This window comes from Curtobacterium sp. ISL-83 (assembly GCF_018613895.1).
Lineage (GTDB): Bacteria > Actinomycetota > Actinomycetes > Actinomycetales > Microbacteriaceae > Curtobacterium.
Map to the genome: position 1 here is coordinate 82,480 of NZ_JAGGPH010000002.1, position 26,705 is coordinate 109,184.

General features: G+C 72.6%; 20 protein-coding genes. 11 read left to right on the forward strand and 9 right to left on the reverse strand.

The features are described 5' to 3' along the window. The first annotated feature begins 1 nt into the window (after position 1). Positions 2 to 529, forward strand: a complete 528-nt coding sequence (locus tag J7E22_RS00660) for a hypothetical protein (RefSeq protein WP_214977926.1) — start codon at positions 2 to 4, stop codon at positions 527 to 529. A 14-nt stretch (positions 530 to 543) separates the two neighbouring features. Here J7E22_RS00660 and J7E22_RS00665 read toward each other — a convergent pair whose 3' ends face one another. Further along, positions 544 to 3,159, reverse strand: coding sequence for a glycosyltransferase (locus J7E22_RS00665; RefSeq protein WP_214977928.1), 2,616 nt, complete (start codon positions 3,157 to 3,159; stop codon positions 544 to 546). Between the two features lie 102 nt (positions 3,160 to 3,261). Between J7E22_RS00665 and J7E22_RS00670 the strand changes: the two genes are divergently transcribed. Both J7E22_RS00670 and J7E22_RS00675 read left to right on the forward strand, forming a co-directional pair. Continuing rightward, a complete protein-coding gene (locus J7E22_RS00670; protein ID WP_214977930.1) occupies positions 3,262 to 4,950 on the forward strand; it encodes a CDP-glycerol glycerophosphotransferase family protein in 1,689 nt (562 codons plus the stop codon). Between the two features lie 34 nt (positions 4,951 to 4,984). Then, entirely contained in the window at positions 4,985 to 6,589 is a 1,605-nt protein-coding gene (locus J7E22_RS00675; RefSeq protein ID WP_214977932.1) for a glycosyltransferase family 39 protein, read from the forward strand. A 79-nt stretch (positions 6,590 to 6,668) separates the two neighbouring features. Here J7E22_RS00675 and J7E22_RS00680 read toward each other — a convergent pair whose 3' ends face one another. The 3 genes from J7E22_RS00680 to nirB are packed head-to-tail and all read right to left on the reverse strand — an operon-like array spanning position 6,669 to position 11,541. Continuing rightward, on the reverse strand, positions 6,669 to 7,802 hold the full coding sequence (locus tag J7E22_RS00680; protein WP_214977934.1) for a uroporphyrinogen-III synthase: 1,134 nt from the start codon (positions 7,800 to 7,802) through the stop codon (positions 6,669 to 6,671). Further along, on the reverse strand, positions 7,799 to 8,896 hold the full coding sequence (cobA, locus tag J7E22_RS00685) for a uroporphyrinogen-III C-methyltransferase (protein ID WP_214977936.1): 1,098 nt from the start codon (positions 8,894 to 8,896) through the stop codon (positions 7,799 to 7,801). Before cobA ends, J7E22_RS00680 begins: the two co-directional genes overlap by 4 nt. Before the next feature lie 2 nt (positions 8,897 to 8,898). Beyond that, positions 8,899 to 11,541 carry a nitrite reductase large subunit NirB gene (gene nirB / locus J7E22_RS00690; RefSeq protein WP_214977938.1) on the reverse strand — a complete coding sequence of 881 codons (2,643 nt, stop codon included), beginning with the start codon at positions 11,539 to 11,541 and terminating at the stop codon, positions 8,899 to 8,901. Positions 11,542 to 11,809: 268 nt separating this feature from the next. Between nirB and nirD the strand changes: the two genes are divergently transcribed. The 4 genes from nirD to J7E22_RS00710 are packed head-to-tail and all read left to right on the forward strand — an operon-like array spanning position 11,810 to position 18,145. Beyond that, positions 11,810 to 12,967 (forward strand): nitrite reductase small subunit NirD, encoded by a 1,158-nt coding sequence (nirD, locus tag J7E22_RS00695; RefSeq protein ID WP_214977940.1) that lies wholly within the window; start codon positions 11,810 to 11,812, stop codon positions 12,965 to 12,967. Between the two features lie 2 nt (positions 12,968 to 12,969). Beyond that, complete coding sequence (locus J7E22_RS00700) at positions 12,970 to 14,397, forward strand: MFS transporter (RefSeq protein ID WP_214977942.1); 1,428 nt, start codon at positions 12,970 to 12,972, stop codon at positions 14,395 to 14,397. 17 nt (positions 14,398 to 14,414) lie between these two features. Further along, positions 14,415 to 16,565, forward strand: a complete 2,151-nt coding sequence (locus J7E22_RS00705; RefSeq protein WP_214977944.1) for a molybdopterin oxidoreductase family protein — start codon at positions 14,415 to 14,417, stop codon at positions 16,563 to 16,565. Continuing rightward, positions 16,562 to 18,145, forward strand: a complete 1,584-nt coding sequence (locus tag J7E22_RS00710) for an FAD-dependent oxidoreductase (RefSeq protein ID WP_308159087.1) — start codon at positions 16,562 to 16,564, stop codon at positions 18,143 to 18,145. Before J7E22_RS00705 ends, J7E22_RS00710 begins: the two co-directional genes overlap by 4 nt. 29 nt (positions 18,146 to 18,174) lie before the next feature. Here the strand turns inward: J7E22_RS00710 and J7E22_RS00715 are convergent, their stop codons facing one another. The 3 genes from J7E22_RS00715 to J7E22_RS00725 all read right to left on the reverse strand — a co-directional run bounded on the left by J7E22_RS00715 (position 18,175) and on the right by J7E22_RS00725 (position 22,607). Beyond that, positions 18,175 to 19,755: a Na+/H+ antiporter gene (locus tag J7E22_RS00715; protein ID WP_214977946.1), complete on the reverse strand. Its 1,581-nt coding sequence runs from the start codon at positions 19,753 to 19,755 to the stop codon at positions 18,175 to 18,177. Between the two features lie 161 nt (positions 19,756 to 19,916). Further along, complete coding sequence (locus tag J7E22_RS00720) at positions 19,917 to 21,485, reverse strand: UDP-N-acetylglucosamine 1-carboxyvinyltransferase (protein ID WP_214977948.1); 1,569 nt, start codon at positions 21,483 to 21,485, stop codon at positions 19,917 to 19,919. Between the two features lie 72 nt (positions 21,486 to 21,557). Continuing rightward, complete coding sequence (locus tag J7E22_RS00725; protein WP_308159088.1) at positions 21,558 to 22,607, reverse strand: helix-turn-helix transcriptional regulator; 1,050 nt, start codon at positions 22,605 to 22,607, stop codon at positions 21,558 to 21,560. Between the two features lie 119 nt (positions 22,608 to 22,726). Here J7E22_RS00725 and J7E22_RS00730 point away from each other — a divergent pair, with 119 nt between their 5' ends. Both J7E22_RS00730 and J7E22_RS00735 read left to right on the forward strand, forming a co-directional pair. Beyond that, the gene (locus tag J7E22_RS00730) at positions 22,727 to 23,728 is read left to right on the forward strand and encodes an SDR family NAD(P)-dependent oxidoreductase (protein WP_251008559.1); all 1,002 of its coding nucleotides are present in this window, start codon (positions 22,727 to 22,729) and stop codon (positions 23,726 to 23,728) included. A 68-nt stretch (positions 23,729 to 23,796) separates the two neighbouring features. Next, on the forward strand, positions 23,797 to 24,633 hold the full coding sequence (locus J7E22_RS00735; protein WP_214977952.1) for an NAD(P)-dependent oxidoreductase: 837 nt from the start codon (positions 23,797 to 23,799) through the stop codon (positions 24,631 to 24,633). 41 nt (positions 24,634 to 24,674) lie between these two features. Here the strand turns inward: J7E22_RS00735 and J7E22_RS00740 are convergent, their stop codons facing one another. Continuing rightward, complete coding sequence (locus tag J7E22_RS00740; RefSeq protein ID WP_214977954.1) at positions 24,675 to 24,926, reverse strand: hypothetical protein; 252 nt, start codon at positions 24,924 to 24,926, stop codon at positions 24,675 to 24,677. 67 nt (positions 24,927 to 24,993) lie between these two features. Next, positions 24,994 to 25,299, reverse strand: coding sequence for a hypothetical protein (locus tag J7E22_RS00745; RefSeq protein ID WP_214977956.1), 306 nt, complete (start codon positions 25,297 to 25,299; stop codon positions 24,994 to 24,996). Between the two features lie 116 nt (positions 25,300 to 25,415). Here J7E22_RS00745 and J7E22_RS00750 point away from each other — a divergent pair, with 116 nt between their 5' ends. Both J7E22_RS00750 and J7E22_RS00755 read left to right on the forward strand, forming a co-directional pair. Then, on the forward strand, positions 25,416 to 25,856 hold the full coding sequence (locus J7E22_RS00750; protein WP_214977958.1) for a hypothetical protein: 441 nt from the start codon (positions 25,416 to 25,418) through the stop codon (positions 25,854 to 25,856). A 300-nt stretch (positions 25,857 to 26,156) separates the two neighbouring features. Next, positions 26,157 to 26,642 carry a hypothetical protein gene (locus J7E22_RS00755; protein WP_214977960.1) on the forward strand — a complete coding sequence of 162 codons (486 nt, stop codon included), beginning with the start codon at positions 26,157 to 26,159 and terminating at the stop codon, positions 26,640 to 26,642. Positions 26,643 to 26,705: the final 63 nt, after the last annotated feature.

The following is a 26,705-nucleotide window of genomic DNA, read 5'->3' on the forward strand; positions in this document are numbered from 1 at the left end:
CGTGCAGGACGTGGGAGTGATCGACGAGGCCGGCCGGATGCGCCTGCTCGGGTCCGCCGTGGCCGGAGCCGCCTTCGCCACGGTCCTCGTGGTCCTGATCGTGTCGTCGTGGCTGGCGGTGACCCCCGGCCTGCTCGTGTCGGTCGGGCTGCCCAGCGCGGTCGCCGGGGCCGCCGTCGCGGTCGTCGTGCAGCTGCGCTCGTGGGGGTCGGACGGTGGATACGAGCGCGTCGTCCTCGTGGAACGGTGGATCACCGAGCGCGAGATCCCGCTCGGCGTCCCCGCGGAGATGTGGGTCCCGATGCTGCAGGCGCAGGCCGGACGGCTCGAGGCGGGGTGGGGCAAGGTCGTGATGAGCGTGTTCTGGATCCCCATGACGTGGTCGATGCGCGACCAGCACGGCACGCTCCTCACCCTGCTGCTGATCGGCCTGTGGGTCGGTCTCGGCGGGTGGAGCGCGGTGTGGGTGATCCCGCGTGCTCGGACGGCACGGTCGATGCTGCGGCAGGGCGTGGCGACCCGGGACTGACCGGGCCGCTGCCGTCAGCTCGTCGCGGTCCCGTCCGCGGTGCTTCCACCCACGGTGCCGTCCGCAGCGCTCCCCGCCACGGTGCTGCCGGCTGACACGCCCTCGCGGGTCGTGGTCGCCGCGACGAACTCGGCGAACGCCGCGCTGTTGTACGCCTCGTCGTCGAGGGACACCGGGGGGACCCGGCCCGCGAGGAACGCCAGCATGCCGTCGGCGAGGCCGCGGGGTGTCAGGTCGACCAGCTCGATCCCACCGTCCGGCAGGGCGTCCTCGGCGGAGGCGAACCGCGTCGACACGACGGCCTTGCCGAGCACGGCGGCCTCGAGGATCACCATCGGCTGCCCCTCGTAGTTGCTCGAGACCACCAGGCACTCCGCCGCGGCCAGCAGCGGGTACGGGTTCGGCAGGGTGCCGGTGAAGACGACGACGTCGGCGATCCCCAGGTCGGCGACCCGCGCCTCCAGGTGGGCCCGCAGCGGGCCGTCACCGACGATCAGGAGGCGCGCGGCCGGGTCGGTCTGCGCGACCAGTGCGAAGGCGTCGAGCAGGCGGTCGTGGTTCTTCTCGGGGGAGAGCCGGCCGAGCGAGACGAACCAGCGGCGGTCGCCGGGGGTCCGGAGGTCGGCGACCCACTCCGGGAGCACGAAGTCGACCTCCGCCGGGGGCTGTGCCTCGAGGAGCACGGTGTCCATCGGGACCTGCGACCGCGTGAGCACGGAGCCCGCGTCGATGAGGTTCCGGGCGAACGTCCAGTGCGCGCGGACACGGTGGCCGAGCTGGGCGGCGTTCCGTCGGCTGAGCGCGGGCGAGACCGAGACGGCGTGGTCGAACTCGCCGAACAGGGCGATCATCGCCCGGAGCGACCGCCGCATGGTGGGGCGGCCCCCGACGAGCCGGTCGACCTCGGACTCGATGTCGTTGTGCAGCCACACGGAGGACAGCGGGTCGGACGGGGCGTGCAGGAGGAGCTGCGCCCAGAACGGCGCGTACCCGGAGAAGTCGACGACGACGTCGAACTCGGCGGTGCCGAAGCACCGTCGCCACTCGTCGTCCCACAGGCGGCGCAGCGCCGGCACCCGTGCGTGCGCCCGGGCGTCGGCGCGGAGGTCTGCTGCGCGCCGGAGGACCTGCACCGTCTTCGAGCCGTTCATGCCGCCGGTGCGCTGGAGGACGCGGACGCGCGGGTCGATCCGGTGCCGGTTCCGGAGGCTCGACCGGCTCGCGAAGTGCGGGTGCGTCACCGTGACGTCGTACCCGGCGTCGGCGAGGCGGGGGAGCAGGTTCATGGCAGCCGTGGTGATGCCGTTGTCGCGGAGCGCTCCGATGTGCAGGAGGATCCGCGTGGCGGTGGGCGTGCCCAGGCGGACGACGCCGTCCTGCGCGGCTCCGGGACGGAACACCGCGTCCAGGACGCGTTCCGATGCGTGTCCGTCGTCACGGGGGACGTAGAGGTCCGCCAGCGCGCGGTCGTGGGCCGACGGGGCGGCGGCGGGGTCGCGGAGCACCGCGGCGGTGACGGCGTCGGCGAGTTCGTCCGGCGTCGTGGCGCGGACGCCCGGCCACTCGTCGTCGGCGACGTCGAGTCCGCGGTCGGTCGCGTAGGTCGCGAGGTCGCTGTGCGCCAGGACGATCGGGCGCCCGGTGGCGACGAAGTCCACGATGATCGAGGAGTAGTCCGAGATGAGCACGTCGGTCGCGGCGAGCACGGCGTTGGTCGGCAGGTCCTCGGGCACGAGGCGCTGGCGGAGGGCCGGCACGGCCTCGGCCGCCTGCGCCACGATCTGGTGCGGGCGGACGATGACGAGCGCGGAGGCGCCCCGCTCGTCGAGTGCGGCCTGCAGTCGGTCGGCGGTTGCGGCGAGTTCGAGCGAGTCGTCCTCGGCCCGGTTGAACCGTTCGCCGCGCCAGGTCGGGGCATACAGGACGATGGCGCGTCCGTCGACGTCGAAGCCGCGGTCGCGGAAGGTCCGACGGAGCTCGGCGTCGGTCGTCGTGGCGGCCGTGGAGCCCGACTGCGCGGACAGGGCCGTCCGGTCGTTCCGCGGGTACCCGACCTCGAGCACCTCGCCCTGGAACACGCCGGTGAGCCGGTAGGAGCCCCGGTACATGCGCTCCGTCATCATCGGGCTCTGCGACAGCAGGTGGGTGGCGTTCAGGAAGTTGCGCAGGACGTTCGCCGACGCGGTCGCGCCGTCCGGCTCGTCGAACCCCATCCGCTTCAGGGGGGTGCCGTGCCACGTGTTCAGGTACACCTGGCCGTCACGGCGTGCGAAGGCCGGCGGGAAGGTCGCGTTGTTGACGAGGGTCCCGGCGGTCCCGAGCACCCGCCAGTAGGCGGCGGAGTCGCGCTCGACGAACCGCACGCGGGGGTGGTCGCGGAACTCCCGACGCAGCTCGACGCCCCGCCCCGGGGCGAGGGCCCAGACGAGCTGGCGGTGCTGCTGGTCCGGCGCTGCCAGGAGGGCACGGAACAACGCCTCGGGGTTGCACGCCGCACCGTTGCCGGCGAAGGACTCGAACAGGACCGTCCCGGACCGGATCGGCTGTGCCCGCCAGTACGAGTACCACTCGACCGACGTCGACCGCACGACCCGTCGGGCCAGACGCCGACCCCTACCGATGACACTCATGCACACTCCCTCAAGGTGCCCCGCTGGGCACGCGTGGATGATCCTCTCGCGATTCCCAGAATTCGCGAAGATGGCACTCCCACGGAAGGTAGAATTCACCGGATGAACACGTCCGGAACGTCCGCTTCCCGCCGCCGGTTCGACCGCCGGTTCCGGTCGGAGGTCCGTGCGTTCTGGCGCACCCGCCCGGTGGACCGGAACGTCGTGTTCTACGAGTCGTTCAACGGCAACGGTGTGCTGTGCAGTCCGGAGGCGGTCTTCCGGTCCCTCGTGACGGACCCGGACCGGCAGCACCTCCGGCACGTGTGGAGCCTGTCCGACGAGAACGACAACGCCGCGGTCCGCCAGGAGTTCCGCGACCACCCGCGCGTCCGGTTCGTCCAGCCGGGCTCGACCGGGGCCGTCCGCGCCATGGCGACGGCGGGATGGCTGATCAGCAACGCGACCTTCGACCGGCAGTTCGACAAGCGGCCCGAGCAGACGTACGTGAACACCTGGCACGGGACCCCCCTGAAGAACATGGGGTTCGAGATCGGTGACCCCGCCTCCCGCGTCGCGAACGTCCTGCGCAACTTCCTGCAGGCCGACGTCCTCGTGTCGCCGAACGCGTTCACCACGGACGTGCTGTTCCGGCGCGCACATCGGCTCGACGGCGTGATGGCCCGACCGGTGCTCGAGACCGGCTACCCCAGGATCGACCGGCAGTTCCTCGACGCCGCCGCGGTGCGCTCGGTGCGAGCGGACCTCGTCGACCGCGGTCTCGACGTCGGCGACCGCCGCATCGTCCTCTGGGCGCCGACCTGGCGGGGCACGTCGTTCGCGCGTCCCGAGGACGACGCGGACCTGCTGCTCGAGCGCGTCGCGGCGATGCAGGCCGCGCTCGACCCGGCCGAGTTCGTCGTCCTGCTGAAGACCCACCAGGTCGTGCACCACCTCGCGGCACAGCGGGCGGGCGCACGCGGGGTCCTCGTGCCGAACGACATCCCGACGAACGTCCTGCTCGGGGTCACGGACACGCTCGTGACCGACTACTCGAGCATCTTCTTCGACTTCCTGGCGCTCGACCGGCCCATCGTGTTCTTCGTCCCGGACGTCCAGGAGTACGCGTCCTACCGGGGCCTGGCGATCCCGACGGCCGAGTGGCCCGGTCCGCGGGTGACGACGCCCGAGGCGGTCGGTGCCGCGGTGGCGTCGACGACCGACGACGGCAGCGCCCGGGCCGCGATGCGGCAGCGGATGAGCGCCCACGACGACGGCGGAGCGACGGCGCGGCTGATCCGGGCGGTGTTCGACCAGGGCGCCGGCGGCGATCCGCGGACCACCACGACCGACCCGGGTTCGCCGACGCGGAAGTCGCTGCTCGTGGTCGTCCCGGCATCGGCGCGGGAACCCCTGGCGGCCGAGGTCGTCGCGGTCCTCAACGCCCTGGACCACGACCGGATCGACGTCTCGGTGCTGCTCTCGGACTCTCGCAGCCGGTGGTACCTGACGATCCAGTCAGCCTTCGACCCGCGGATCCGCCAGCTGGTCCGGCAGGGGAACACCAACGGATCGGGGTTCGTCCGCGGGCGTGCCGCCGAGCGCAAGTGGAGTCGGGAATGGCACCGGATCGTCGCGGACATCCGCTTCGACGCGGTCGTCGACGCCTCCGGCGGATCGCCGTTCTGGAGGACCCTGGTCGCGGCCGCCAGGGCCGGGAGCGTCACCGAGTGGGGACGCGGCGGCGGGGCCGAGACGGTCGCATCGCTCACCCAGGCGCTCGGCGACGGCACCGCGACGGTCGTCCGTTAGCGAACCGTTCAGGCGGCTGCGCGACCATGGGTCCATGGTCGGTCCCACACTGCAGTCCGTCGCGCGACTCCGGACGGAGGAGCCCGCCGTCCCCGCTGGCATCGCCGGCCGGGCCGCGGTGCTCGGTGTCGTGGCGATGGTGCTGTCCGCGATCGGCTCCTGGATCCCGTCGCTCTGGGGCGACGAGGGCACGAGCGTCATGTCCGCCCAGCGATCGATCCCGAGCCTGCTCCGGATGCTCGGCAACGTCGACGCCGTGCACGGGCTGTACTACGGCGGCCTGCACGCCTGGGTCGACGTCTTCGGGGCATCCCCGTTCTCGGTGCGGTTCCCGTCCGCCATCGCCGTCGGGCTCCTGACCGCCGCCGTCGTGCTCATCGTCCACGAACTGCGTGACGACCGGCTCGCCGTCGTCGCGGGCATCGTCTGCGCCGTCCTGCCGCGCGTCACGTACATGGGCGAGGAAGCCCGGTCCTACGCCTTCAGCGCCGCGATCGCTGCCTGGGCCGCCTGGGTACTCGTGCGGATCCTCACCGGTCGGTCCGACGGCAAGCGCTGGTGGTGGGCGTACACCGGCCTGCTCGCGCTCGGCATCTGGACGTTCATGTTCTCCGTCCTGCTGCTCGCCGTGCACGCGACGGTCGTGCTCGCGTCCCGCCCCGGTCGGGCGGTGCTCCGACGCTGGGCACTCGCCGCGGGGACGGCGGTCGTGCTCGCGTCACCCGTGATCGTCTTCGGTCTGCTCGAGCGCGGACAGGTCGCCTTCTTGGCGCACCGCACCACGATCACGTTCAAGTCGTTGACCGTCGGCCTGTGGTTCACGAGCGTGCCCTTCGCCCTGCTCGCCTGGGCGCTCATCCTCATCGCCGTCCTCGCCGCGGCCGTGCCGGCGGTTCGCGCCTGGGCCGGGCGCACGCAGAGCGACGCCGTCCGGACGACCGGTCCGACGGCGATCGCGGCCCCGATGGTGACCCCGACCACGACCCGCACCGGTCCCTCGCTCGTCCTGCTCGGCGCGGCTTGGCTGGTGCTGCCGACGACGATCCTGGTCCTCGCGAGCGCGGTCCACCCGATGTTCTCCGGCCGGTACATGTCCTACTCGGCGCCGGCGGCAGCGATCCTGATGGCCTGTGGCATCGCGTGGCTGGCCGAGCGAGTCCGGCGTCCGACCGTGATCAGTGCCGTCGCCGTGGTCGTCGTGCTCATCGCGGCCGCGCCGGTGTGGGCCTCGCAGCGGACCCCCTACGCGAAGAACAACAGCGACTGGGCCGAGATCAGCGCCACGATCGGTGCCCGCGCCGTGCCCGGGGACGCGATCGTGTTCGACGAGTCCGCCCGGCCCTCGCAGCGGCCGCGGCTCGCCGAGCACACGTACCCGGAGGGCTTCCGGAACGTCCGCGACGTCACGCTCCAGATCCCGTACGCCCGGTCGACGACCTGGCGCGACACGGCGATGACGCCGGCTCGTGCGGCGGCACTCGGGCGCTTCGCGGGCGTCGACCGCGTGTGGCTCGTCGAGTACGCGACACCGACGCACACCGACACGTACGGCATGGAGGACCTCGAGGACCTGGGCTTCCGCCCCGGGGTAGAGGTGCGGACGCACCGGAGCGTCATCCGCGAGTACGTCCGGTCCTGACGGCGGGTCGGGACGGTCTCGCGTCAGTCCGCGGCGCACGTTCCCGAGACACAGAGCGCGACCGGGCCCGCGCCCGTGATCAGGACCGCACGGCCAGCCGGTAGCCGCGCTTGATCACGGTGCCGATCACGTCGGCAGCGGGCAGCGACTGCCGCAGTCGGCTGATCGCGACGTCGACGCCGTGGTCATCGAGCGCGCCCGGCGCGGCGTCGGACAGGTCACGCCGTGAGAGCGTGGCTCCGTCGGCCCGCACGAGAGCGGTGAACAGCGCGAGGCCGACCGGACTCAGGGTCACGCGGTCGTCACCCATCCGGACGCGGTTGCCGCGGAGCTCGAGTGCGCCGCCCTCGGTGACGACCTCGACCGCTGAGCGTTCCAGGTGCTCACAGAGCAGCCGGATGAGCGCGCCCATCCGGAACCGGTCCGGCACGATCGGCAGGATGCCCGCGTCGACGAGCGGCGCGGCGGTCACCGGGCCGACCGCCGCGCTGACGACGCCGTCACGCAGCGCCGCCTGCAGTTCCCCGAGCCGCCCGATCCCGTCGGCGATGGAGAACAGGGCCTCCACCGCGGGGGCGCTCGTGAAGGTCACCGCATCGATGCCGCCCGAGCAGGTCGAGGCGATGAGACGCTCCACACGGTCGGCGTTCTCGTGGACGGTCCACCGGTAGGGCGAAACGGTCAGCACGCGCGCTCCGGCGTCGCGCAGGCGGTCGAGCTGCATCGGGTCGGTCAGGCCGTGCAGCTGGACGGCGATCACGCGCCCGGCGACCGGTTCACGGAGGACCTGGTCGACGAGCGACGCCGTCGTCTCGCGCTCGCTCATGCCGTGGTCGTCGAGCCCGGCGGCGCGGACCGCTCCGCGCGCCTTCGGGCCCCGCACGAGGATCCGCGCATCGCGCAGCACATCGGTCAGGTCGTCGCCGAGTCCGGCGGCGTCGGCCGCCTCGAACCAGCGGCGCACCCCGTAGGACGTGGTGGCGAGCAGGACGTCTGGCACGGCGTCGATGACCGCCTGCGTCTCGTGGACCAGGGCCTCGTCGTCCTGCGCACCCGTCATCCGGATGGTCGGCGCGTGGACGACCTCGGCACCGCGCCGCTCGAACGCGGCGATCAGGTCCTCGGAGCGGCGGTCGGACGTCACCGCGATCCGGAAGCCGTCGAGCTGGTCGGGTCGGAACGCCGGAGCGGCCGTGGTGGGACCCTCGCTCACCCGGACACCCCGACCCGTGCGGGCACTTCGGCCTGCGCGAGCACCCCGGCCTGCGCGAGGTCCGCCGCCATCCCGTCCACCGCCGCGGCGTCCCGCGCGAGACGGACGACCTCGCCGATCACGATCACGGCCGGTGACCGCACGCCCTCGAGCGCGACGGCACGGTCGGCCCCGCCCAGCGTCGTCAGCACGGTCCGTTGCTCCGGCGTGTACCCCCGCTCGAGGAAGACGACCGGCACGTCCGCCGACATCCCGTGCCGGCGGAGTCCCGCCATCGTGTGGTGGACCGTGCCGATGCCCATGAGCACCACGATCGTGCCGCCGAGCCCGACCAGGTGGCGCAGCTCGTCCTCGCTGAACGGGACGTGTCCGGACAGCACGGTGAAGGCACGCGCGACCTCGCGGTGCGTGACGGGGACCCCTGCTTCGGCGGGCACGGCGATGGCGCTCGTGATGCCGGGCACGACGGTGATCGGCACCCCGGCCGCACGGCACGCGAGCACCTCTTCACCGCCGCGGCCGAAGACGAACGGGTCGCCGCCCTTGAGCCTGACGACCCGGCGGCCGCGCGCAGCGTGCTCGAGCATGATCCGCTCGATGTCCCGCTGCGGGACGGCGTGGTGTCCGGGCGTCTTGCCGACGTCGACGAACGTCGCTCCCGGGGCGAGCGCCGCGACGTGGTCGCGGGGTCCCAGCCGGTCGTGCAGGACGACGTCCGCGTCAGCGAGGGCCCGACGACCGGCGACGGTGACCAGGTCCGGCTCCCCGGGGCCGCCACCGACCAGGGTCACGTGGCCGCGTGGCGTCGGAGCGAGCGGTCGTTCCTCGGCGACCAGCGCGCCGAGCGCCCGGGCCGCTGCGAGCACGGCCTCCCGCAGGGGGTGCGCGTCGGCGGCCCAGACCACGACCGCCGGAGGCACCGAGCCCGGGGTGCGTGCGACCGGGATCGCGCGCATCCACTGCAGGGCCACACCGGGTGTCCGGACGTCCACCACGGCGCCGGACGCGGCGGACCGGGCCACGATCCTCCTGACCGGGTCGGCGTCGCCGACCACCAGGACGGCGCGACCGGTCAGGTCCAGTGCGAGTTCCACGGTCACCCCTCCCTGGAGGCACGGCCCGGCCCGACGGGGATCGTCGCGCCGGCGATGGGCACCGGTCCCGACCCCCGCTCGCCGGGTGCCGCCGGACGCGTCTGCTCGCGCTCCGGGACCCTCAGGATAGTGGGGTCTGGGGTGTCGGGAGCGTTGACGAACGACCGGAACCGTCGGAGTCGGGCCGGGTCGCGGAGGGTCGCCGCCCACTCGTCCTCGTACCCCTCGACGTGCGTCGCGATGGCCGCCTCGAGTTCGGCGGCGATGCCGAGCGAGTCCTCGCACACGACGGCGCGGACGTGGTCGAGCCCGCCGTCGAGTTCCTCCTGCCACCGCGCGGTCCGCTGCAGGCGTTCCGCCGTGCGGATGTAGTACATGAGGTAGCGGTCGATGTACCGCACGAGGGTCTCGGAGTCGATGTCGGTCGCGAGCAGTTGCGCGTGGGCGGGCTGGAACCCGCCGTTCCCGCCGACGTACAGGTTCCACCCGTTCTCGGTCGCGATCACGCCCACGTCCTTCGCCCGGGCCTCGGCGCACTCCCGCGCGCACCCGGAGACGCCCATCTTGAACTTGTGGGGGGACCGGAGCCCGCGGTAGCGCTCCTCCAGGAAGATCGCCATCGCGACGGAGTCCTGCACGCCGAACCGGCACCAGGTCGACCCGACGCAGGACTTCACGTTCCGGAGGGCCTTGCCGTACGCCTGCCCGGACTCGAACCCGGCGTCGACGAGCTCGCGCCAGATGTCCGGCAGCTGCTCGAGCCGTGCACCGAACATGTCGATCCGCAGGCCGCCGGTGATCTTCGTGTAGAGCCCGTAGCGGTCCGCGACGTCGGCGATCACCTTGAGCTTCGCGGGGGAGATCTCGCCGGCCGGGATCCGCGGCACCACCGAGTAGGTCCCGTCCTTCTGCATGTTGGCGAGCGCGCGGTCGTTCGTGTCCTGCAGCGGCCCGGAACCGGCGTCGAGGATGTACGCGTTGGTCTGCGTCGCCAGCACGCTGGCGACGACCGGCTTGCAGACGTCGCAGCCGTAGCCGGTCGCGAACCGCTCGAAGACCTCGGCGGCGGTCTGGAGGCCCAGCACCCGGACCGCCTCGAACAGTTCCGTCCGGCTCATGGACACGTGCTCGCAGAGCGCGGTCGAGACCGCGACACCTGCCTTGGTGAGCTCGGTGTCGAGGATCTTCTTGACGAGCGGCACGCAGGACCCGCACTGGGTGCCGGCCCGCGAGCACGACTTCAGCGTGGCGATGTCGGTGCAGGCCTCGCCGTGGTCCCCGGCGATCCACCCCCGGACGTCGCCTGCGGTCACGGCGTTGCACGAGCAGACCTGCGCGTCGTCGGGCAACTCGATCCCCGCGGGCGGTTCCGCCCCGGCGGCGGACAGGAACGACACTGGCTCGGCGGGGAGCTCACGACCGAGCAGTGGACGGAGGCCCGAGTACGGCGCGGCGTCGCCGACGAACACCCCGCCGAGCAGGGTCTTCGCGTCGGCGCTGACGACGAGCTTCTGGTACAGCCCGCGGGGCGGGTCGGCGTACACGACCTCCAGCGCGCCGGGCGTCCGGGCGAAGGCGTCACCGAACGACGCGACGTCGACCCCGGCGAGCTTCAGCTTCGTCGCGTCGTCGACCCCGGGGAACTCGGCTGCCCCGCCGGACACCCGGTCGGCCACGACCTCGGCCATCGCGTTCGCCGGGGCGACGAGTCCGACGCAGCCACCGTCGACCGCGGCGACCTCGCCGATGGCCCACACGCCGGGCGCCGACGTCCGGCAGTCCGCGCCGATGACCACGCCGCCACGGGGAGCGACCTCGATGCCGACCGCACGGGCGAGTTCGTCGCGGGGCGTGATGCCGATCGAGAACACGACGATGTCAGCGGGGATCGTGGTGCCGTCCTGCAGCGCGACGCCGATCACCCGGCCGGACGGCGCCGTGAGGACCTCGGAAGGGCGGGTGCCGAGGTGCATCCGGATGCCCTTGCCGTCGATCACCCGTCCCAGCGCCTGGCCCGCGCCCTCGTCGAGTTGCGAGGACATCAGCCACCGCCCGGAGTGCACGATCGCCGCGCCGGCACCGAGGGCGAGCGCACCGCCAGCCGCCTCGAGCCCGAGGAGCCCGCCGCCGACGACGACCACCGCCGCGGGACGCCCGTGCTGCTCGCGGAAGTCGTCGATCTCGGCTCGGAGCCGGTCGACGTCGTCCACCGTGCGGTAGACCCGCCCGGCCGCGGCCCCCGGGATCGGCGGGACGGTGGCCGAGGAGCCGGTCGCGAGGACCAGGTCGTCCCAGGGCAGCGACCGACCGTCCGACAGCGTGACGGTGCGCCCGGCGAGGTCGATGGCGTCCGCGCGGACCCCGGTCTCGCACGTCACGTCCGCAGCGGTCCAGAGCGTGCCGTCGCCGAGCGTCAGGTCGACCGGTGCCGCGAGCCGCGTCGAGAGCGCGACCCGGTCGTACGGCAGGTACGGCTCCTCGGCGATGACCGTCACGCCGATGGGCGGCCCACCGGCCTCCCGCCGTGCGCGCAACGAGTCGGCGAGTCGGTGCGCGGCCGGCCCGCCGCCGATGACGACGACGTGCCGCCGACCCTGGTCGCAGTCGTCCGTCCCACGTGACGCGGTCGCGGTGGTCTCCGACATGGCCTGCACCTCCTGCTCCGGACGGGCGCCCGGTCGTTGCCGACGACGCTACGGAGCCGACGTGACGGCACCGTTGCACCGGTGTGACGGCGTGTGTCGGGGCGCTCACACGGCGTCGGGGCCGGCGAGAGGTCATCGTTACCGGCGCGTCACGCCGACGGTCCGGCGCGGAAACACGCGCTCCGTAGATTCGCTGCCCAGCAGGCCACCGACGCCACCGACAGCGGTGCACGGCGGCCCGACGTCACGACGGACGAGAGGACCGAGCATGATCGCCATCACCGACGACGTGATCGCCACGAGCGCGGCGACCGCGTGGACGCCCGTGTGCGGACGTGACGAGCTCGAGCCGATGTGGGGTGAGACCGCGCTCGTCGGTGGGACCCAGGTCGGGGTCGTCCTCCTGCCGGACGGGACTGTCCGGGCCTTCTCGAACGCCGACCCGCACACCGGCGCGGCCGTGATGGCCCGGGGGATCGTGGGTTCACGCGGCGGCGTCCCGACCATCGCGTCGCCGCTGCACAAGGACGTCTACGACCTCGATTCGGGCGCGTGCCTGACGGATACCTCCGTATGCCTGCCGATCTGGCGCGTCCGCCTCACCGGGGACGTCGTCGAGGTGGCCGCGCCCACCGTGCTGGTCGGTGCCTCCCACGGCACCTCGGACCCCGCGGGACGACGGGCCGTCGCTGGGCTGCTCGACGCCGTCCGCACGGCACGACCCGAGCTGCCGGTCCTCGACGCGTTCGTCGACGTGCAGGAGCCCGACGTCCCGACCGTGCTCCGTGCTGCAGACCCTGGCGCCGAGGCCGTCGTCGTGCCGCTCCTGCTGTCGGCGGGGTTCCACGTGCACGTCGACCTCGCGGAGGCGGCTGCCGAAGCCGCGGCCGAGCGCACCGCGGGCGCACCCGGCCCGGCAGCCCAACGCCCCGCGGCGGTCGAGAGCAGCACCGACAGCGCGCCCGGTGTCGTCGTCGGCGGCGCCCTCGGGCCCGACGTCCGCCTGGCGCACGTCCTGGCCCGCCGCCTCCACGACGCCGGCCTCACGCCGGACGACCACGTCGTCCTCGCCGCAGCGGGGTCGACGGACGCGTCCGCGGTCGCGGACTGCCACACGGTCGGGGCGATGTTGGCGGTCGTGCTGGACCGCCCCGTCACCGTGTCCTTCATCTCGGCGGCCGAGCCGCGCCTCCCGGACGCCGTCGCGGCCACGCGCACGGCCGCCGCCGGTGTCGGGCGTGTCGCCGTCGCCACCTACCTGCTCGCCCCCGGCTACTTCGCCGACCTCGCGGTCGCGGCCGGTGGGGACCTGACCAGCCGGCCGCTCCTCGTCGAGGACGCGCCGCCCCCCGCAGAACTCGTCGGCATCGTGCTCGACCGCCACGACGCGGTCACCACCACGACGCCCCGCAGCCACCAGGAGTGACCATGACCACACAGATCGACCAGCCCGGCCTCGCCGCCGCCTCGCCAGCCGGTCCCACACCGACCCCGGCGGGCTCCGCGCCCGGACTCACCCACCGACCCGGCCGCTGGATCGACGGCTGGGACCCAGAGGACACCGCCCAGTGGGAGCACGGCGGGTCCGCCATCGCCGCGCGGAACCTGCGGTGGTCGATCGGCGCCGAGTTCCTCGGCTTCGTCGTCTGGCAGCTCTGGTCCATCGTGGTCGTCTCGCTGCCCGCCGCCGGGTTCGCGTTCGACACGGCGCAGACGTTCTGGCTCATCTCGATCCCGAGTCTCGTCGGCGCGACACTCCGCTTCCCCTACACGTTCATGGTGCCGCGATTCGGCGGCCGCAACTGGACGATGATCTCCGCGGGGCTGTTGGTCATCCCGACCGTCGGGCTGGCGCTCTGCGTCGGCAACCCGCACACCCCGTTCGGCGTGATGCTCCTGGTCGCGGCGACGGCGGGCCTCGGTGGCGGCAACTTCGCCAGCTCGATGTCGAACATCACGTTCTTCTACCCGCAGCGGCAGAAGGGCTTCGCCCTCGGCCTGAACGCCGCTGGTGGCAACCTCGGCGCCTCCGTCGCACAGCTCGTCGTGCCGATCGTGGTCAGCATCGGTGCCGGTGTGACGCTGCAGCTGCCGCTCGCGGGCTGGATCTGGATCCCGCTCATCCTGATCGCGGTGGTGGGTGCGGGGCTGCGGATGGACAACCTCTCGCACGCGAAGGCCGACTTCGCCGCGTCGATCGCCGCGGTGAAGGTGCCGGAGATGTGGCTCCTCGCGTTCCTGTACATCGGGACGTTCGGCTCGTTCATCGGGTTCTCCGGGGTGTTCCCGAAGCTCATCGCCGACCAGTTCCCGGCGTTCTCCGCCTTCGGGGTCGGCACTGCCACGCTCTCGCTCGCGTTCCTCGGCGCACTGGTCGGATCGCTGGCACGCCCGATCGGCGGCCGGCTCGCAGACCGGTTCGGCGGGACGTCGGTGACGATCGTCTCCTTCGTGGTGATGGCGGCCGGCGCGATCGCGGTGATCACGACCCTGCCGACCGCGGGCTTCGGCACCTTCCTGGGGTGCTTCCTCGTCCTCTTCGCAGCCGCCGGGATCGGCAACGGCTCCACGTACCGGATGATCCCGACGGTCTTCGCGCTCCGCGCCGGGTCCGAGGACGCACACCGGCGGGCCGGCGACGTCGGGTCGCAGCGCCGGACGGCCGCCGCCCTCGGTCTCATCTCCGCGATCGGGGCGTACGGCGGGTTCGTCGTGCCGCAGGTGCTGAGCCTGTCGAAGACCTCGTTCGGCGGGTACGCCACCGGGCTCAGCTGGTTCGTCGCCGCCTACGTCGTGATGATCGCCGTGACCATCGTGTTCGCCGTCCGGGGCCGTCGCGCCGGCGTCCGCATCTGACCCGGGGACCGCACACCGTGACGACCGGCACCGCCACCCACTGCCCGTACTGCGCGCTCCAGTGCGCGATGACCCTGACCCCCGCAGCCGACGGGGGAGCGACGGTCACACCGCGGGAGTTCCCCACCAACCGGGGAGGGCTCTGCAAGAAGGGCTGGACGTCGGCGGAGCTCCTCACCGTGCCCGACCGGATCACCACGCCGCTCGTCCGCACCGCGCACGGGTTCGTCGAGGTCGGTTGGGACGAGGCCCTCGACACCGTCGCCACCGGGCTACGGCGGATCCGTGCGGAGTCCGGCCCCGATGCCGTCGGGGTGTTCGGTGGCGGCGGGCTGACGAACGAGAAGGCGTACCAGCTCGGCAAGTTCGCCCGGCTCGCGCTGGGGACGTCCCGCATCGACTACAACGGCCGGTTCTGCATGTCGTCAGCCGCGGCAGCAGGGAACCGGGCCTTCGGCGTCGACCGGGGTTTGCCCTTCCCGGTGACCGACCTGGACGACGCCGAGGTGGTGCTGCTGCTCGGGTCGAACGTCGCCGCGACCATGCCGCCGTTCGTCCGGCACCTCGAGGGCGCTCGTGCGGCCGGCGGGCTCGTGGTGGTCGACCCTCGCCGATCGGCGACCGCGCGACTGACCGACGACGGTGCTGGCGTGCACGTGCAACCGGCACCGGGGACGGACCTCGTCCTGCTCCTCGGTCTCGCGAACGTCGTGTTCGCCGAGGGCCTGGCGGACGAGGCGTACGTCGCCTCCCGGACGTCCGGCGCCGACGCCGTCCGCCGGAGCGTCGCGCCGTGGTGGCCCGAGCGGGTGCAGGAACACACGGGCGTGCCGGCCGGAGTGGTCCGGTCGCTCGCCCGCCGGCTCGCCGCCGCGGACCGGGCGCACGTCCTGACCGGGCGCGGGGTGGAGCAGCACGTCGACGGGACCGACACCGCGACGGCGGCGATCAACCTGGCCCTGCTGCTCGGCCTGGTCGGCCGCCCGGGATCCGGGTACGGCACGCTCACCGGCCAGGGGAACGGGCAGGGCGGGCGCGAACACGGCCAGAAGTGCGACCAGCTCCCCGGCTACCGGAAGATCACCGACCCCGCAGCCCGGGAGCACGTCGCCGGCGTCTGGGGCGTCGATCCGTCGGTCATCCCGGGGCCGGGCGTGCCGGCGGTCGAACTCCTCGGCATGCTCGGCCGCCCCGGTGGGGTCCGGGCGCTCATGGTCCACGGCGCGAACGTCGTCGTCTCCGGCCCCGACGTCGGGGCGGTCCGGGAGGGTCTCGGGCGGCTCGACCTGCTGGTCGTCTCGGACTTCGTGCTGTCCGAGACCGCGGCCCTGGCCGACGTCGTGCTCCCCGTCACCCAGTGGGCCGAGGAGGAGGGCACGATGACCTCGCTCGAAGGTCGTGTCATCCGCCGTCGACGCACCCTCCCGCCCCCGGGTGCCGCACGGAGCGAACTCGACGTCCTCGCCGACCTCGCCGCGCGCCTCGACGCCCCGTCCACCTGGCCGACCGAGCCCGCCGTCGTGTTCGACGAGCTCGCACGGGCGTCGGCGGGCGGGATCGCGGACTACTCCGGCCTGAGCCACGACCTGCTCGACACCGGGATCGCCGCACACTGGCCGTACCCGGCGGGCTCGACGGGCACCCCACGTCTGTTCACCGACCGCTTCGGACACGACGACGGCCGCGCCCGCATGGTCCCGGTGCGGCCGCGATCCGGCGCGGGCGAGCCGCTGCCGCGACGCACCGGCGCAGGAGGACCGGGTGCGGGTGGCGGTGGCACCAGGTCCCAGCTGACCCTCATCACCGGCCGACTGCTGGAGCACTACCAGTCGGGTGCGCAGACCCGCAGGGTGCCCGAGCTCGTCGCCGCCGCTCCGACCGCCGCGGTCGAGATCCACCCGGACACCGCCGCGCGCCTCGGCATCCGTGCCGGCGACCCCGTGGAACTCCGCTCGACGAGCGGCACGGCGCAGGGCACCGCGACCCTCACCGAGGACATCCGCCACGACACCGTCTTCATGCCGTTCCACTTCCCGGGCGACGGTGCGGCGAACCGGTTGACGGTCGCGGCGGTCGACCCGTTGTCCGCGATGCCGGAGTTCAAGCGCACCGTCGTGACGGTGCGGCTCGCCGGCGACGCCCTCCGGACCGGGACGGAGCCGTCGTGACCGCGGAACACCACCCGCTGCGGATCGTGCTCGTCGGCTACGGTCCGGTCGGCGCCCGCTTCGTCGAGGAGCTGCTGCCCGCCGTGACCAGCGGTGACGTCGCCCTCACGGTCGTCGGTGCCGAGCGCGAGGACGCCTACAACCGCGTGCTCGTCGCGGAGTACGCGGTGGGAGCCGCCGACCGCGCGCGCCTCGACGTCACGGACACCGCCGCAGCGCGCGCCGCCGGTGTCCGGATCGACCTGGGGGCAGCGGCCGTCGAGCTCGACCGGACCCGTCAGACCGTGCTGCTCGACTCGGGGGAGCGGCTCGACTACGACCGGCTCGTGCTCGCCACCGGCGCCCGTCCGAACATCCCGACGCTGGTGGGCCTCGGGGACGTCCGGCACGACCGACGTCGGGTCCCGACGGCCGCCGCAGACGTCGATCGCGGCACGGACCCGTTCCCGCTCGGCGTCGTCGCGATGCGGGACCTCGAGGACGCCGACCAGGTCCGCGCGACCGTCCGGAGCGGCGGAACCGTGGTCGTGCTCGGCGCCGGCGTCCTCGGGATGGAGTTCGCGCTGCTCGCGGCGGAGCACGGGACCGAGGTCGTCGTGGTGCACCAGGGCCCGGCTCCGATGGCGCGGAACCTCGATCGCGACGGTGGCCGGGTGCTCGCCCGGGTGACCCGCGCCGCGGGGGTCGGGCTGGCCGCCAACGCCCGGGCGGAGGCGATCGAGACCGTCGACGGCCCGGACGGTCGGCCACGGTTCAGCGCCCTCCTCGGAGCGGACGGCTCGCGCATCCCCGGCGACCTGCTCGTGCTCTCCTGCGGCGTCGCCGCCCGGACCGAACTCGCCGAACGGGCCGGCATCGCGACGGACCGCGGCGTCCTCGTCGACGAGGAACTCCGGAGCTGGACCGATCCCTCCGTGCACGCGATCGGTGACTGCGCCCACGTCGTGGATCCCGACGCGCCGGTGTCCGGCGGTCCGGCCGGGCTGATCGGACCCGGATGGCGGCAGGCGTCGCGGCTCGCGGATCGCCTGACCCGGGAGGCGCGGGCCACCGCCGCACCGCTCCTCCCGACCGACGACGGTCCCGTCGAGCGACCGGCGGTGGTGATGCTCAAGGCGACCGGGGTGGACCTCGTGGCGGGCGGTCTCGTGGACGTCGATCCGTGGCGCGACGACGACGTCCGGGTCGGGGTCTGGCTGGACCCGGTCGGCGGTCAGTACTGCAAGACCGTCGTGCGGGGCGACGTGCTCGTCGGTTTCGTGACGGTGGGGATGCCACGCGCCGGGGCCGAGCTGACACTCCTGTTCGAGCGGGGGAGCAGCGTGCCGGGGGACCCGGCCACGCTCCTCCGGCTCGATGCGCCGACGGCGGCACGCGTTGCTCCGCGTGCGCTCGACGCCGACGCCACCGTGTGCGCGTGCAACGGGGTGTCCGCGGGCACCGTCACCGCAGCCGCGGGAGCGGGAGCCGACACGATCGAGGCCGTCGGTGCGGCCACTCGGGCCGGCACCGGCTGCGGCGGGTGCCGGGGGCGGATCGAGGAGCTGCTCACTGCCTCCGGGATCGTCCGTGTCGGCTGACGAGCACCAGGGCCCGGTCGAGCCCCGGATCAGAGCGGTACGGCCCCGTTCAACCGGGCTTCCTCGGCGTCGTACCCGGCGCGGATCTGCCGGAGCACCAGGTCGTCGATCTCGTCCTCGTCGCGCAGCCGCAGGAGCGTCGCTGCCTTGTGCTGCACGAGCGCCAGCTCGAGCGCGACCGCGTTGTCGTGCCGCTGCAGCGCCGGGTGGTCGTCGTCGTCCTCGGCACGGGCCTCGATGACGTCGAGGTGCGCCTCGTAGTCCTTCCGGAGCCGCGCCACCGTCGCACGGTCGGCGCCCGTGGAACGAGCCAGCCGGGGGAGCGCCGCGAGGGCCTCCTCGATCGCCGTCCGTTCCGCGTGCCGACGCTCCTCGGCGACGGACTCGTCCTCCGGCAGCGCCGCGCGGCGGAGCACGAGGGGCAGCACGATCGACTGCCCGACGATCGTGAGCACGACGACGCCGGCGGTCACGAAGATGATCAGGTCCCGGTCGGGGAACGGAGCGCCAGACTCGAGGGTCCGCGGGACGGCGACCGCCATCGCCAGGGAGACCGCGCCGCGGAACCCGGCGAACCCACTGACCAACCGGTCCCGGTGTCCTTCGCGGGGCGCGCCTCCCGTCCGACGCGTCACCAGCCACACCGTCCCGCCAGCGGCGTTCAGGAACGCGAACCGCAGCAGCACCAGCGCGACGGAGACCGCCACGACCACGCCGAGGCCGCGGAAGATGTCGGACGCGTGCAGCGTGCGGGCGGCGATCATCGCCTCGATCCCCACGAGGACGAACAGCGAGCCGTTGAGCAGGAACGTCAGGAACGACCAGAACGCCCGCACCTGCTGCCGGGTCTCGGCCCGGTCGAGCTTGGGGCCGACCTGGCTGATCACGATGCCGGCGGCGACGACGGCGAGCACGCCGGAGGCACCGATCGCCTCCGCGCCCAGGAACGCGACGAACGGCACGAGCAGGGTGACCAGGTTCTCGAGCACCACGGTGTCCACGCGCCGGAGCACGACCGTCCCGAGCCACGCGGCCAGGAGTCCCGCGGCGATCCCACCGAGGTACGACAGCGCGAGCATGCCGGACACGTTCCAGAAGGTGAGGTGCTGCGCGCCGGTGGTCACCGCGACGGCGATGCCGTACACGACGAGCGTCGTACCGTCGTTCACTAGCGACTCGGCGCGGAGCACGGTGACGTTGCGGCGGGGGAGCATCTTCGTGAGCACACCGACCGCCGTGGCGTCCGTCGGGGCCACGGCGGCGCCGAGCACCCACGCGGGACCCCACGGCATGCCCATCACGTGCAGCAGGACGGCGACGCCGCCCGCGGTGACGACGACCAGCAGGGTCCCCATCAGCACGATGCCGCGCAGGTTCTTGCGGATCTCGCGCAGCGACGTGGTCAGGCTCTCCCAGTACAGCAGCGCCGGCAGGAACAGCAGCAGCACGGCGTCGGCGGGCAGCTGCACGCGGGCGAACTGCGGGATGAACGCCAGCAGCGCGCCGATCACGAGGAGCAGCACCGGTGGCGCGACCCGCAGGCGCCTCGCGACGGCGGTGGTCAGTGCGATGGCGATGCCGAGCACGACCACCAGTTCCGGTCCCAGCACACGCGCTCCTCACATCGACGACGGTTCAGTCAACCCGGTCCGGGCTGGGCGTCCGGGAGGCGCGGTGCGGCTCCCGGACGACGGTGACGGCCCGCCTCGACACGGGTCGGGCGGGCCGTCGGGTCACTGATCGGACGCGTTCTGGTCCGATCCGACCGGGTTCAGTCGTGGAACGTCTCGATCGACGCGCCGAGGGAGTTCAGTCGTTCCTGCAGCTGCTCGTACCCGCGGGCGATGATGCCGACGTTCCGCAGGACGCTCTCGCCCTTGGCGGCGAGCATCGCGAGCAGGATGACGACGGCGGGCCGGAGGGCAGGCGGGCAGCTCACCTCGGCACCGGAGAAGTGCGTCGGGCCGGTGACGTCGAGCCGGTGCGGGTCGCGCAGCGTGACGCTCGCGCCGAGCCGGGTGAGGTCGAGCAGGTGGATGGCCCGCCCCTCGTAGACCCAGTCGTGCACGAGGGTGGTGCCCTCGGCCATGGCGGCGATCACGACGAAGAACGGCAGGTTGTCGATGTTCAGCCCGGGGAACGGCATCGCGTGGATCTTGTCGATCGGTGCGTGCAGCTCGGACGGGTGCACGGTGATGTCGACCAGGCGGGTGCGGCCGTTCGCGGCGGCGTACTCCTCGGTGACGTCGAAGCGCAGGCCCATCTCGGCCAGGGTCGCGAGCTCGATCTCGAGGAACTCGATCGGGGCGCGCGTGACGGTGAGGGTGGAAGCGGTGACGATGCCGGCGGTGAGCAGGCTCATCGCCTCGACCGGGTCCTCGCTGGGCCAGTAGTCGACGACCTCGTCGATGCGGCTCTTGCCGGTGATGCGGAGCGTGGTGGTGCCGATGCCCTCGATCTGCACGCCCAGGAGCTCCAGGAAGAAGCAGAGGTCCTGCACCATGTAGTTGGGGCTGGCGTTCCGGAGCACCGTCACGCCGTCGCGCGCGGCCGCGGCGAGGATCGCGTTCTCGGTCACGGTGTCGCCGCGCTCGGTCAGGACGACGGACTTCGTCGGGACCTCGGTGTTCGCGACGCCGACCTCGTACCAGCCGGAGGTCGCTTCGACGTCGACACCGAACGGACGCAGGGCGATGAGGTGCGGCTCGACCGTGCGGGTGCCGAGGTCGCAGCCGCCGGCGTACGGCAGCCGGAACGACCCGTACCGACCGCTCAGCGGCCCGAGGAACATCAGGACGCTCCGCGTGCGGCGGGCAGCGTCGGCGTCGATCGCGTCGAGGTTGAGGTCGCTCGGGGCGACGATCTCGAGCGTCTCGCCGTCGACGGACCACGTGACGCTCGCGCCGAGGCTGCGGAGGACGTCGATGATGCGGTCGACCTCGACGATGCGCGCGACCCGGTGCAGCCGCGTGACCCCGCGGTTCAGGAGCGACGCGCAGAGCAGTGCGACCGCCGCGTTCTTGCTCGAGTTCACCGCGATCGAGCCGCTGAGCTTCCGGCCGCCCTGCACCCGCAGGTGGGCACGCTGCGGGGCGCCGCCGATGGAGACGATCTGCTGGTCGAGGGCGTCGCTGATGCGGGTGAGCATCTCGAGCGACAGGTTCTGGCCGCCCTGCTCGATCCGGTTGATCGCGCTCTGGCTGGTGCCGACGCGTTCGGCGAGCTGGGCCTGGGTCATGCTGCGTCCCTTGCGGGCGCCCCGGATCAGGGCGCCGACCTCGCGGAGCGGGGCGGACGTGGCCGTGACGGCCGGGGGGACGACGGTGGTGGTGTCGGTCATGTTCGTCACGCTAACACGGTGATGAGATAAAAACCGGTCATGGGAGCCTCCGCGCCGCGGAATACGACCCGCTTACCTCGTATCTGAGAGTTTTCCGCGGTCGTGTCCCCCGACGGGTGGACCGGTCGGTGCCGGTGCCGGTGCCAGTCCTGGTGTTGGTGGTGCCGGTGCTACCGCTGCTCCTGGGGGGATGGCGCCCGTTGGCGCGGCTCCTGCCTGCTCGATCGAGGCGGCCAACCGGCGGAGGGCGTCGTGCGACGGCGAGCCCGGTTCGGCGTGGTAGACGACCATGAGCTGGCCCGTGCTGCCGGTGACGGCGAACTTCTCGTGGCGTAGTTCGAGCGGCCCGACCTCCGGGTGGAGCATCACGCTCGTCCCGCCGACCTTGCCCCGGACGTCGTGCCGGGCCCAGAGCTCGCGGAACCGGTCGCTCACGGCCGACAGCTCGGCGACCAGGTCCTGCAACCGCGGGTCGTCGAGATCGGTGCCGGCGGCCGCGCGCAGCCCGGACACGGCCTCCTCGGTCGCTCGGTCCCAGTCCTGGTGCAGCGTCCGGTCTCGCGGGTCGGTGAACGCGGCGCGGAGCAGGTTCACGCCGGGCCGGTACTGGGGCGAGAGTGCGCGGGCGAGCGGGTTCGCGGCGAGGACGTCGAGCCAGCGGCCCTGGACGAAGGTCGGCACCGGCAGCTCGTCGATCAGCTGCACGATCGCGGGGTCGACGCGGTCCTCGAGAGTCGTCGGTGCGGCCGTGGTCGGTGCCGTCGTGGTCGGTCCCGGCGTCGTCGCTGTCCTCGGCGTCGTCCTCGTCGTCCTCGTCGCCGTCCCCGGTGCACGGAGCACGGCCGGTGCGGCGCGGCCGAGCTGCTGCAGGTACGCGGTCCCCTCGCGGTCCAGGTGCAGGACGCGAGCGAGGGCGTCGAGGACCTGTGCGGACGGGTTGTGGTCCCGACCCTGTTCCAGCCGGAGGTAGTAGTCCGGGCTGATCCCCGCGAGCAGCGCCAGTTCCTCACGACGGAGTCCCGGGACCCGCCGGCGGGGGCCGCGGGGGAGCCCGACCTGCTCGGGCGTGACGAGTTGCCGACGTGCCTTGAGGTACTCGCCGAGGGGGTTCGTGCCGTCCACGTGACGACGGTAACGCCTGCCGGTCGAGGGCGGCAGCATCGGCGGGCGCGATCGGATCCTGGTCCTGGCAGGGCACTGCTCCACCGGGGTCTCTCGTCACGGTCGCGAGGGGCGTGACGATGGCCTCCGGCGACGAGGACCGGACCGTCCGGACCACCGTCGCCGTCATCGGAAGGACCACCATGACCACCCAGATCACCACGCCGTTCCACTGGACCGACACCGCCGACCAGGTCAGCGAGGGCATCGACCTGACGGGCAAGCGTGCGGTCGTGACCGGTGCCGCGTCCGGCATCGGCGTCGAGACGGTGCGCACCCTCGCACGCCGCGGCGCCGACGTCACGATCGCCGCGCGCCGGATGGACGCGGCGCAGCGTGTCGCCGAGGAGGTGTCCGCGGACACCGGGAACCCGAACGTGCACACCGCGCCGCTCGAGCTGACCGACCGGCGGTCCGTCGCCGCCTTCGCCGACTCGTGGACCGGCCCCCTGGACCTGCTCGTCAACAACGCCGGCGTCATGATGATCCAGGACCTGACGCGGAACGCCGACGGTCGGGAGATGCAGTTCGCGACGAACCACCTCGGACACTTCGACCTCACCACACGCCTGCACGACGCCCTCGCCAGCGCGTCCGACGGCGCCCGCGTCGTCGTCGTGAGCTCGTCCGGCCACCTGTTCGGACCGGTCGTGTTCGACGACGTCGACTACCGCTTCCGCATCTACGACCCCGTGTCCGCGTACGCCCAGTCGAAGACCGCGGAGATCCTGTTCGCCGTGGGGGCGACGGAGCGCTGGGCCGACGACGGCATCACCGTGAACGCGCTCAACCCCGGCGCGATCAAGACCGACCTGCAGCGCCACGTCGGCGGCTCGCTCGCCACCCCGGAGCACCTGCAGAAGAACGTGCAGCAGGGCGCCTCGACGAGCGTGTTCGTCGCGGTCTCACCCCTGCTGGCGGGCATCGGCGGCCGCTACTTCAACGACAACACCGAGGCGACGCCCGCCACGGAGCGCATCACCGACCCGGCCGTCCTGGTGACCACCGTCGCGCCCTACGCGCTCGACCCGGAGAACGCCGACCGCATGTGGACCATGTCCGAGCGGTTCCTCGCAGCCTGACCGCGTGCCATCGCGGCACGAGTCAGCACACACCCGACACGACACGACACACTCAGGAAGGAACCACCATGCTCACCACGACCCTCGCCGTCGGCTGGATCGGACTCGGAGACCAGGGCGCTCCGATGGCCCGCGCGATCGCTGAAGCCGGCCACACCCTGCACGTGTGGGCCCGGCGTCCGGGCTCGCTCGACGCGCTCGACGGACTCCCCGTCACCGTGCACGCCACGCCGGCGGAGCTCGGCGCCGCGAGCGACGTCGTCGGCCTCTGCCTGAACGACGACGACGGCGTCCGCGACGTGGTGACCACCGGTGGCCTCCTCGCCGGGATGCGGGCCGGCTCCGTCCTCGTGCACCACGGCACAGGCCTCCCGGCCTTCGCGCTGGAGCTCGCCGACCTCGCCGCACCCACCGGCGTGCACGTCCTCGACGCGCCGGTGAGCGGGGGCCGCGCCGGCGCCGTCGCGCGTCGACTCGTGACGATCGTCGGCGGGGACGCGGCGGTCCTCGAGCGCGTCCGCCCGGTCTTCGAGACGTTCTCGGCCACCATCGCGCACATGGGCGGTCCCGGGACCGGTCAGACCGCGAAGCTCCTCAACAACGCCCTGCTGATGGCGAACCAGGAGAGCCTGGACCGGGTGCTCCACATTGCGGGTGCCCTCGGCGTGGAGACGGGTCCGCTCGTCGAGGTCCTCCGATCCGGCACCGGGTCGAGCCGCGCGCTCGACGCTCTCGGCAGCGCGATCACTCCGGAGAACGCGGACCACCTCGAACGGATGCAGTTGGTCGACATGGAGATCTTCGCCGAGGCCGTCGCCGGGCTGGGTGCGGACGTGGTGCCGTTCATCGAGCGTGCGGTCCGTGGAGCGCACGCGCTTCCGCGGCTGGCGGACGAGGTCCGGTGAGCTGACCGCGCCGGGCGTCGCTCTCCGGACGGCGAACGCCGTCAGGCGGTCGGCTTCCGGGCAGCACGCCGGTCCCGCCGCTCCATCCTGCTCAGCCAGAGCCGCGAGGAGTACTTCGCCGCACGCCGGACCGATCCGTACCCGGTGAGGAACGCGCCTCCGCTCACCGGGATCGCGCCACCGGAGACGGTGTCGGTGACCCGCACCTGCCAGAAGGGCCCGAAGAGTCGTCGCGCTTGCACGTCGAACCGCGGGTCGACGTCCGGGAACTCCGGCCCTCCACCTCTCGTCATGGTGGGAGTCTCGCAGTTCGCGCTGTGCCCGTCGCTGCGAGGTCATGCAGTCCACTGGGCGGGTGGATCACGGAGCGTTTCGATCAGAGTGTTCAGAGCGGTCGGACAGCGGGCCCGATGCCGCTCGGGCGAGACCGGACGATGTTCGCTGCCGGTTGCGCTCAGCCCGGTCGTTCAGCGCAACGACGAGCATCCCGCCACCCATGATGAGCCACAGCGCAGCCACGAAGTACCGGAACGCACTCGGCTCGGCGATCGCAAGCCCGAGCCATGCGAGCCCGACACCGAGCCACAAGCAGCTGATTGCAACCCCGGGCCGGCCGAACAGCGACCGAACCAGTGTGCGGTGCTCTTCGGGCGTTCTCTCGGACATGCGAGCGAGGCTACGCCGCGACGGGACCAGGCAGTGAAGCGGGCCGCATCGCGCCCCGGAGACGATCGTGCACCGACGCGGTTGGCTCCGTCGATGCATCGAGACAGACTCCTCGCATGGAACCAGAGTTCACCGCCGCCGATCTGCGCCGCGCGTTCGCTCCTGAGCCCGGCGTCGACGCCATGGTCCTTCCGGACGCGACGGTGATCGGATCTACCGGAGCGGACGTCGACCGACTTCGCGCAGCACTCGCACGCTCACCCTGGCACGTCCTCGATGCCGGGCCTGAAGACGAACTCGGTCCGACCCGGGTGCGGCCGGCACCCGGAGTGCTCGTCAACTTCTCCCTCGGCCTGGGCGCTCCGATCACGTTCGACTTCGATCTGCGCGAGATCATCGATGATGCCTCGCTGACGGCACTCCTCGATCTCCTGCGATTCGTGGCCTCGAGCACCGGCAAGGACGTCAGCATGCACGCGGAGGGAGACAGCGCCGGCTCGGCCGTCCTCGAGGTCGGCGCAATCGATGGCTCCGTGATGCTCAGGCCCTTGCACTGACAGCCTGGCGGCTGTTCGACCGCCTTGAAGCATCGTCCATCGTCGTGGAGTGGTTGCGCTCGATAGGCGTTCGACGAACCAGGGCCTTCATCGATCCTGACAATCGATCAGCCGCGGAACCCAAGAGCACGATCCTGGTTCCGCGCTGATGCGACGCCACGGCTCACGGTGTGCCTTGGTACCTCGCGCCGTGCCTTCAACCCCCTGGTAGACGCGGGGCACGACGGCCGATGCGGCGATGGCGGCCGAGCTAGGCTGGTACAAGGATCGAAGGCACCAGAGCTGCTCACCGGGGGGACCATGCGCATTCTGTTGACCGCGATGACGGCAGTTGCCGCACTTGTCGCGCTGGCGGGCTGCGTCGGCACAGCGCCACACATTGCCGACCACACACCAGCGTCTACCGCGAAGGTCGCGACTCCGAAAGCCAAGCACGCACCTGATCAGGGCGTCGCAGTCACCTGCTCGGGGTTGTCAGAACTGCAGTCCAACCTGTCCATCGCAACGCTGGGACGCAGTGCCGGCACGCTGAGGGACGACGGCTACGCAGCCATCATCAATCTCACTCCCACCACGCTGTCCGGGCTGCTCCGGACGCCGAACGTCGGGCTCAGTCCGGACCTCGTGGCCCTGCAGGACGCTGTGAACAACTCGCCCTCCACGGTGGCGTCCACGAAGTTCGACCCCGATGCTGCACCCTTCACCGGAGCGCTCCGGCAGGCAGCGGCCGATTGCGAGAAGAACGGGACGCCTCTCGTCGCATACGCCCCGGCAGGCCAAGGGTAGCCATTTGAGGTACTTGAACCGGTCGCCGTCAGTGACGCCGATCCGTCACTCGCCTCGACCGTT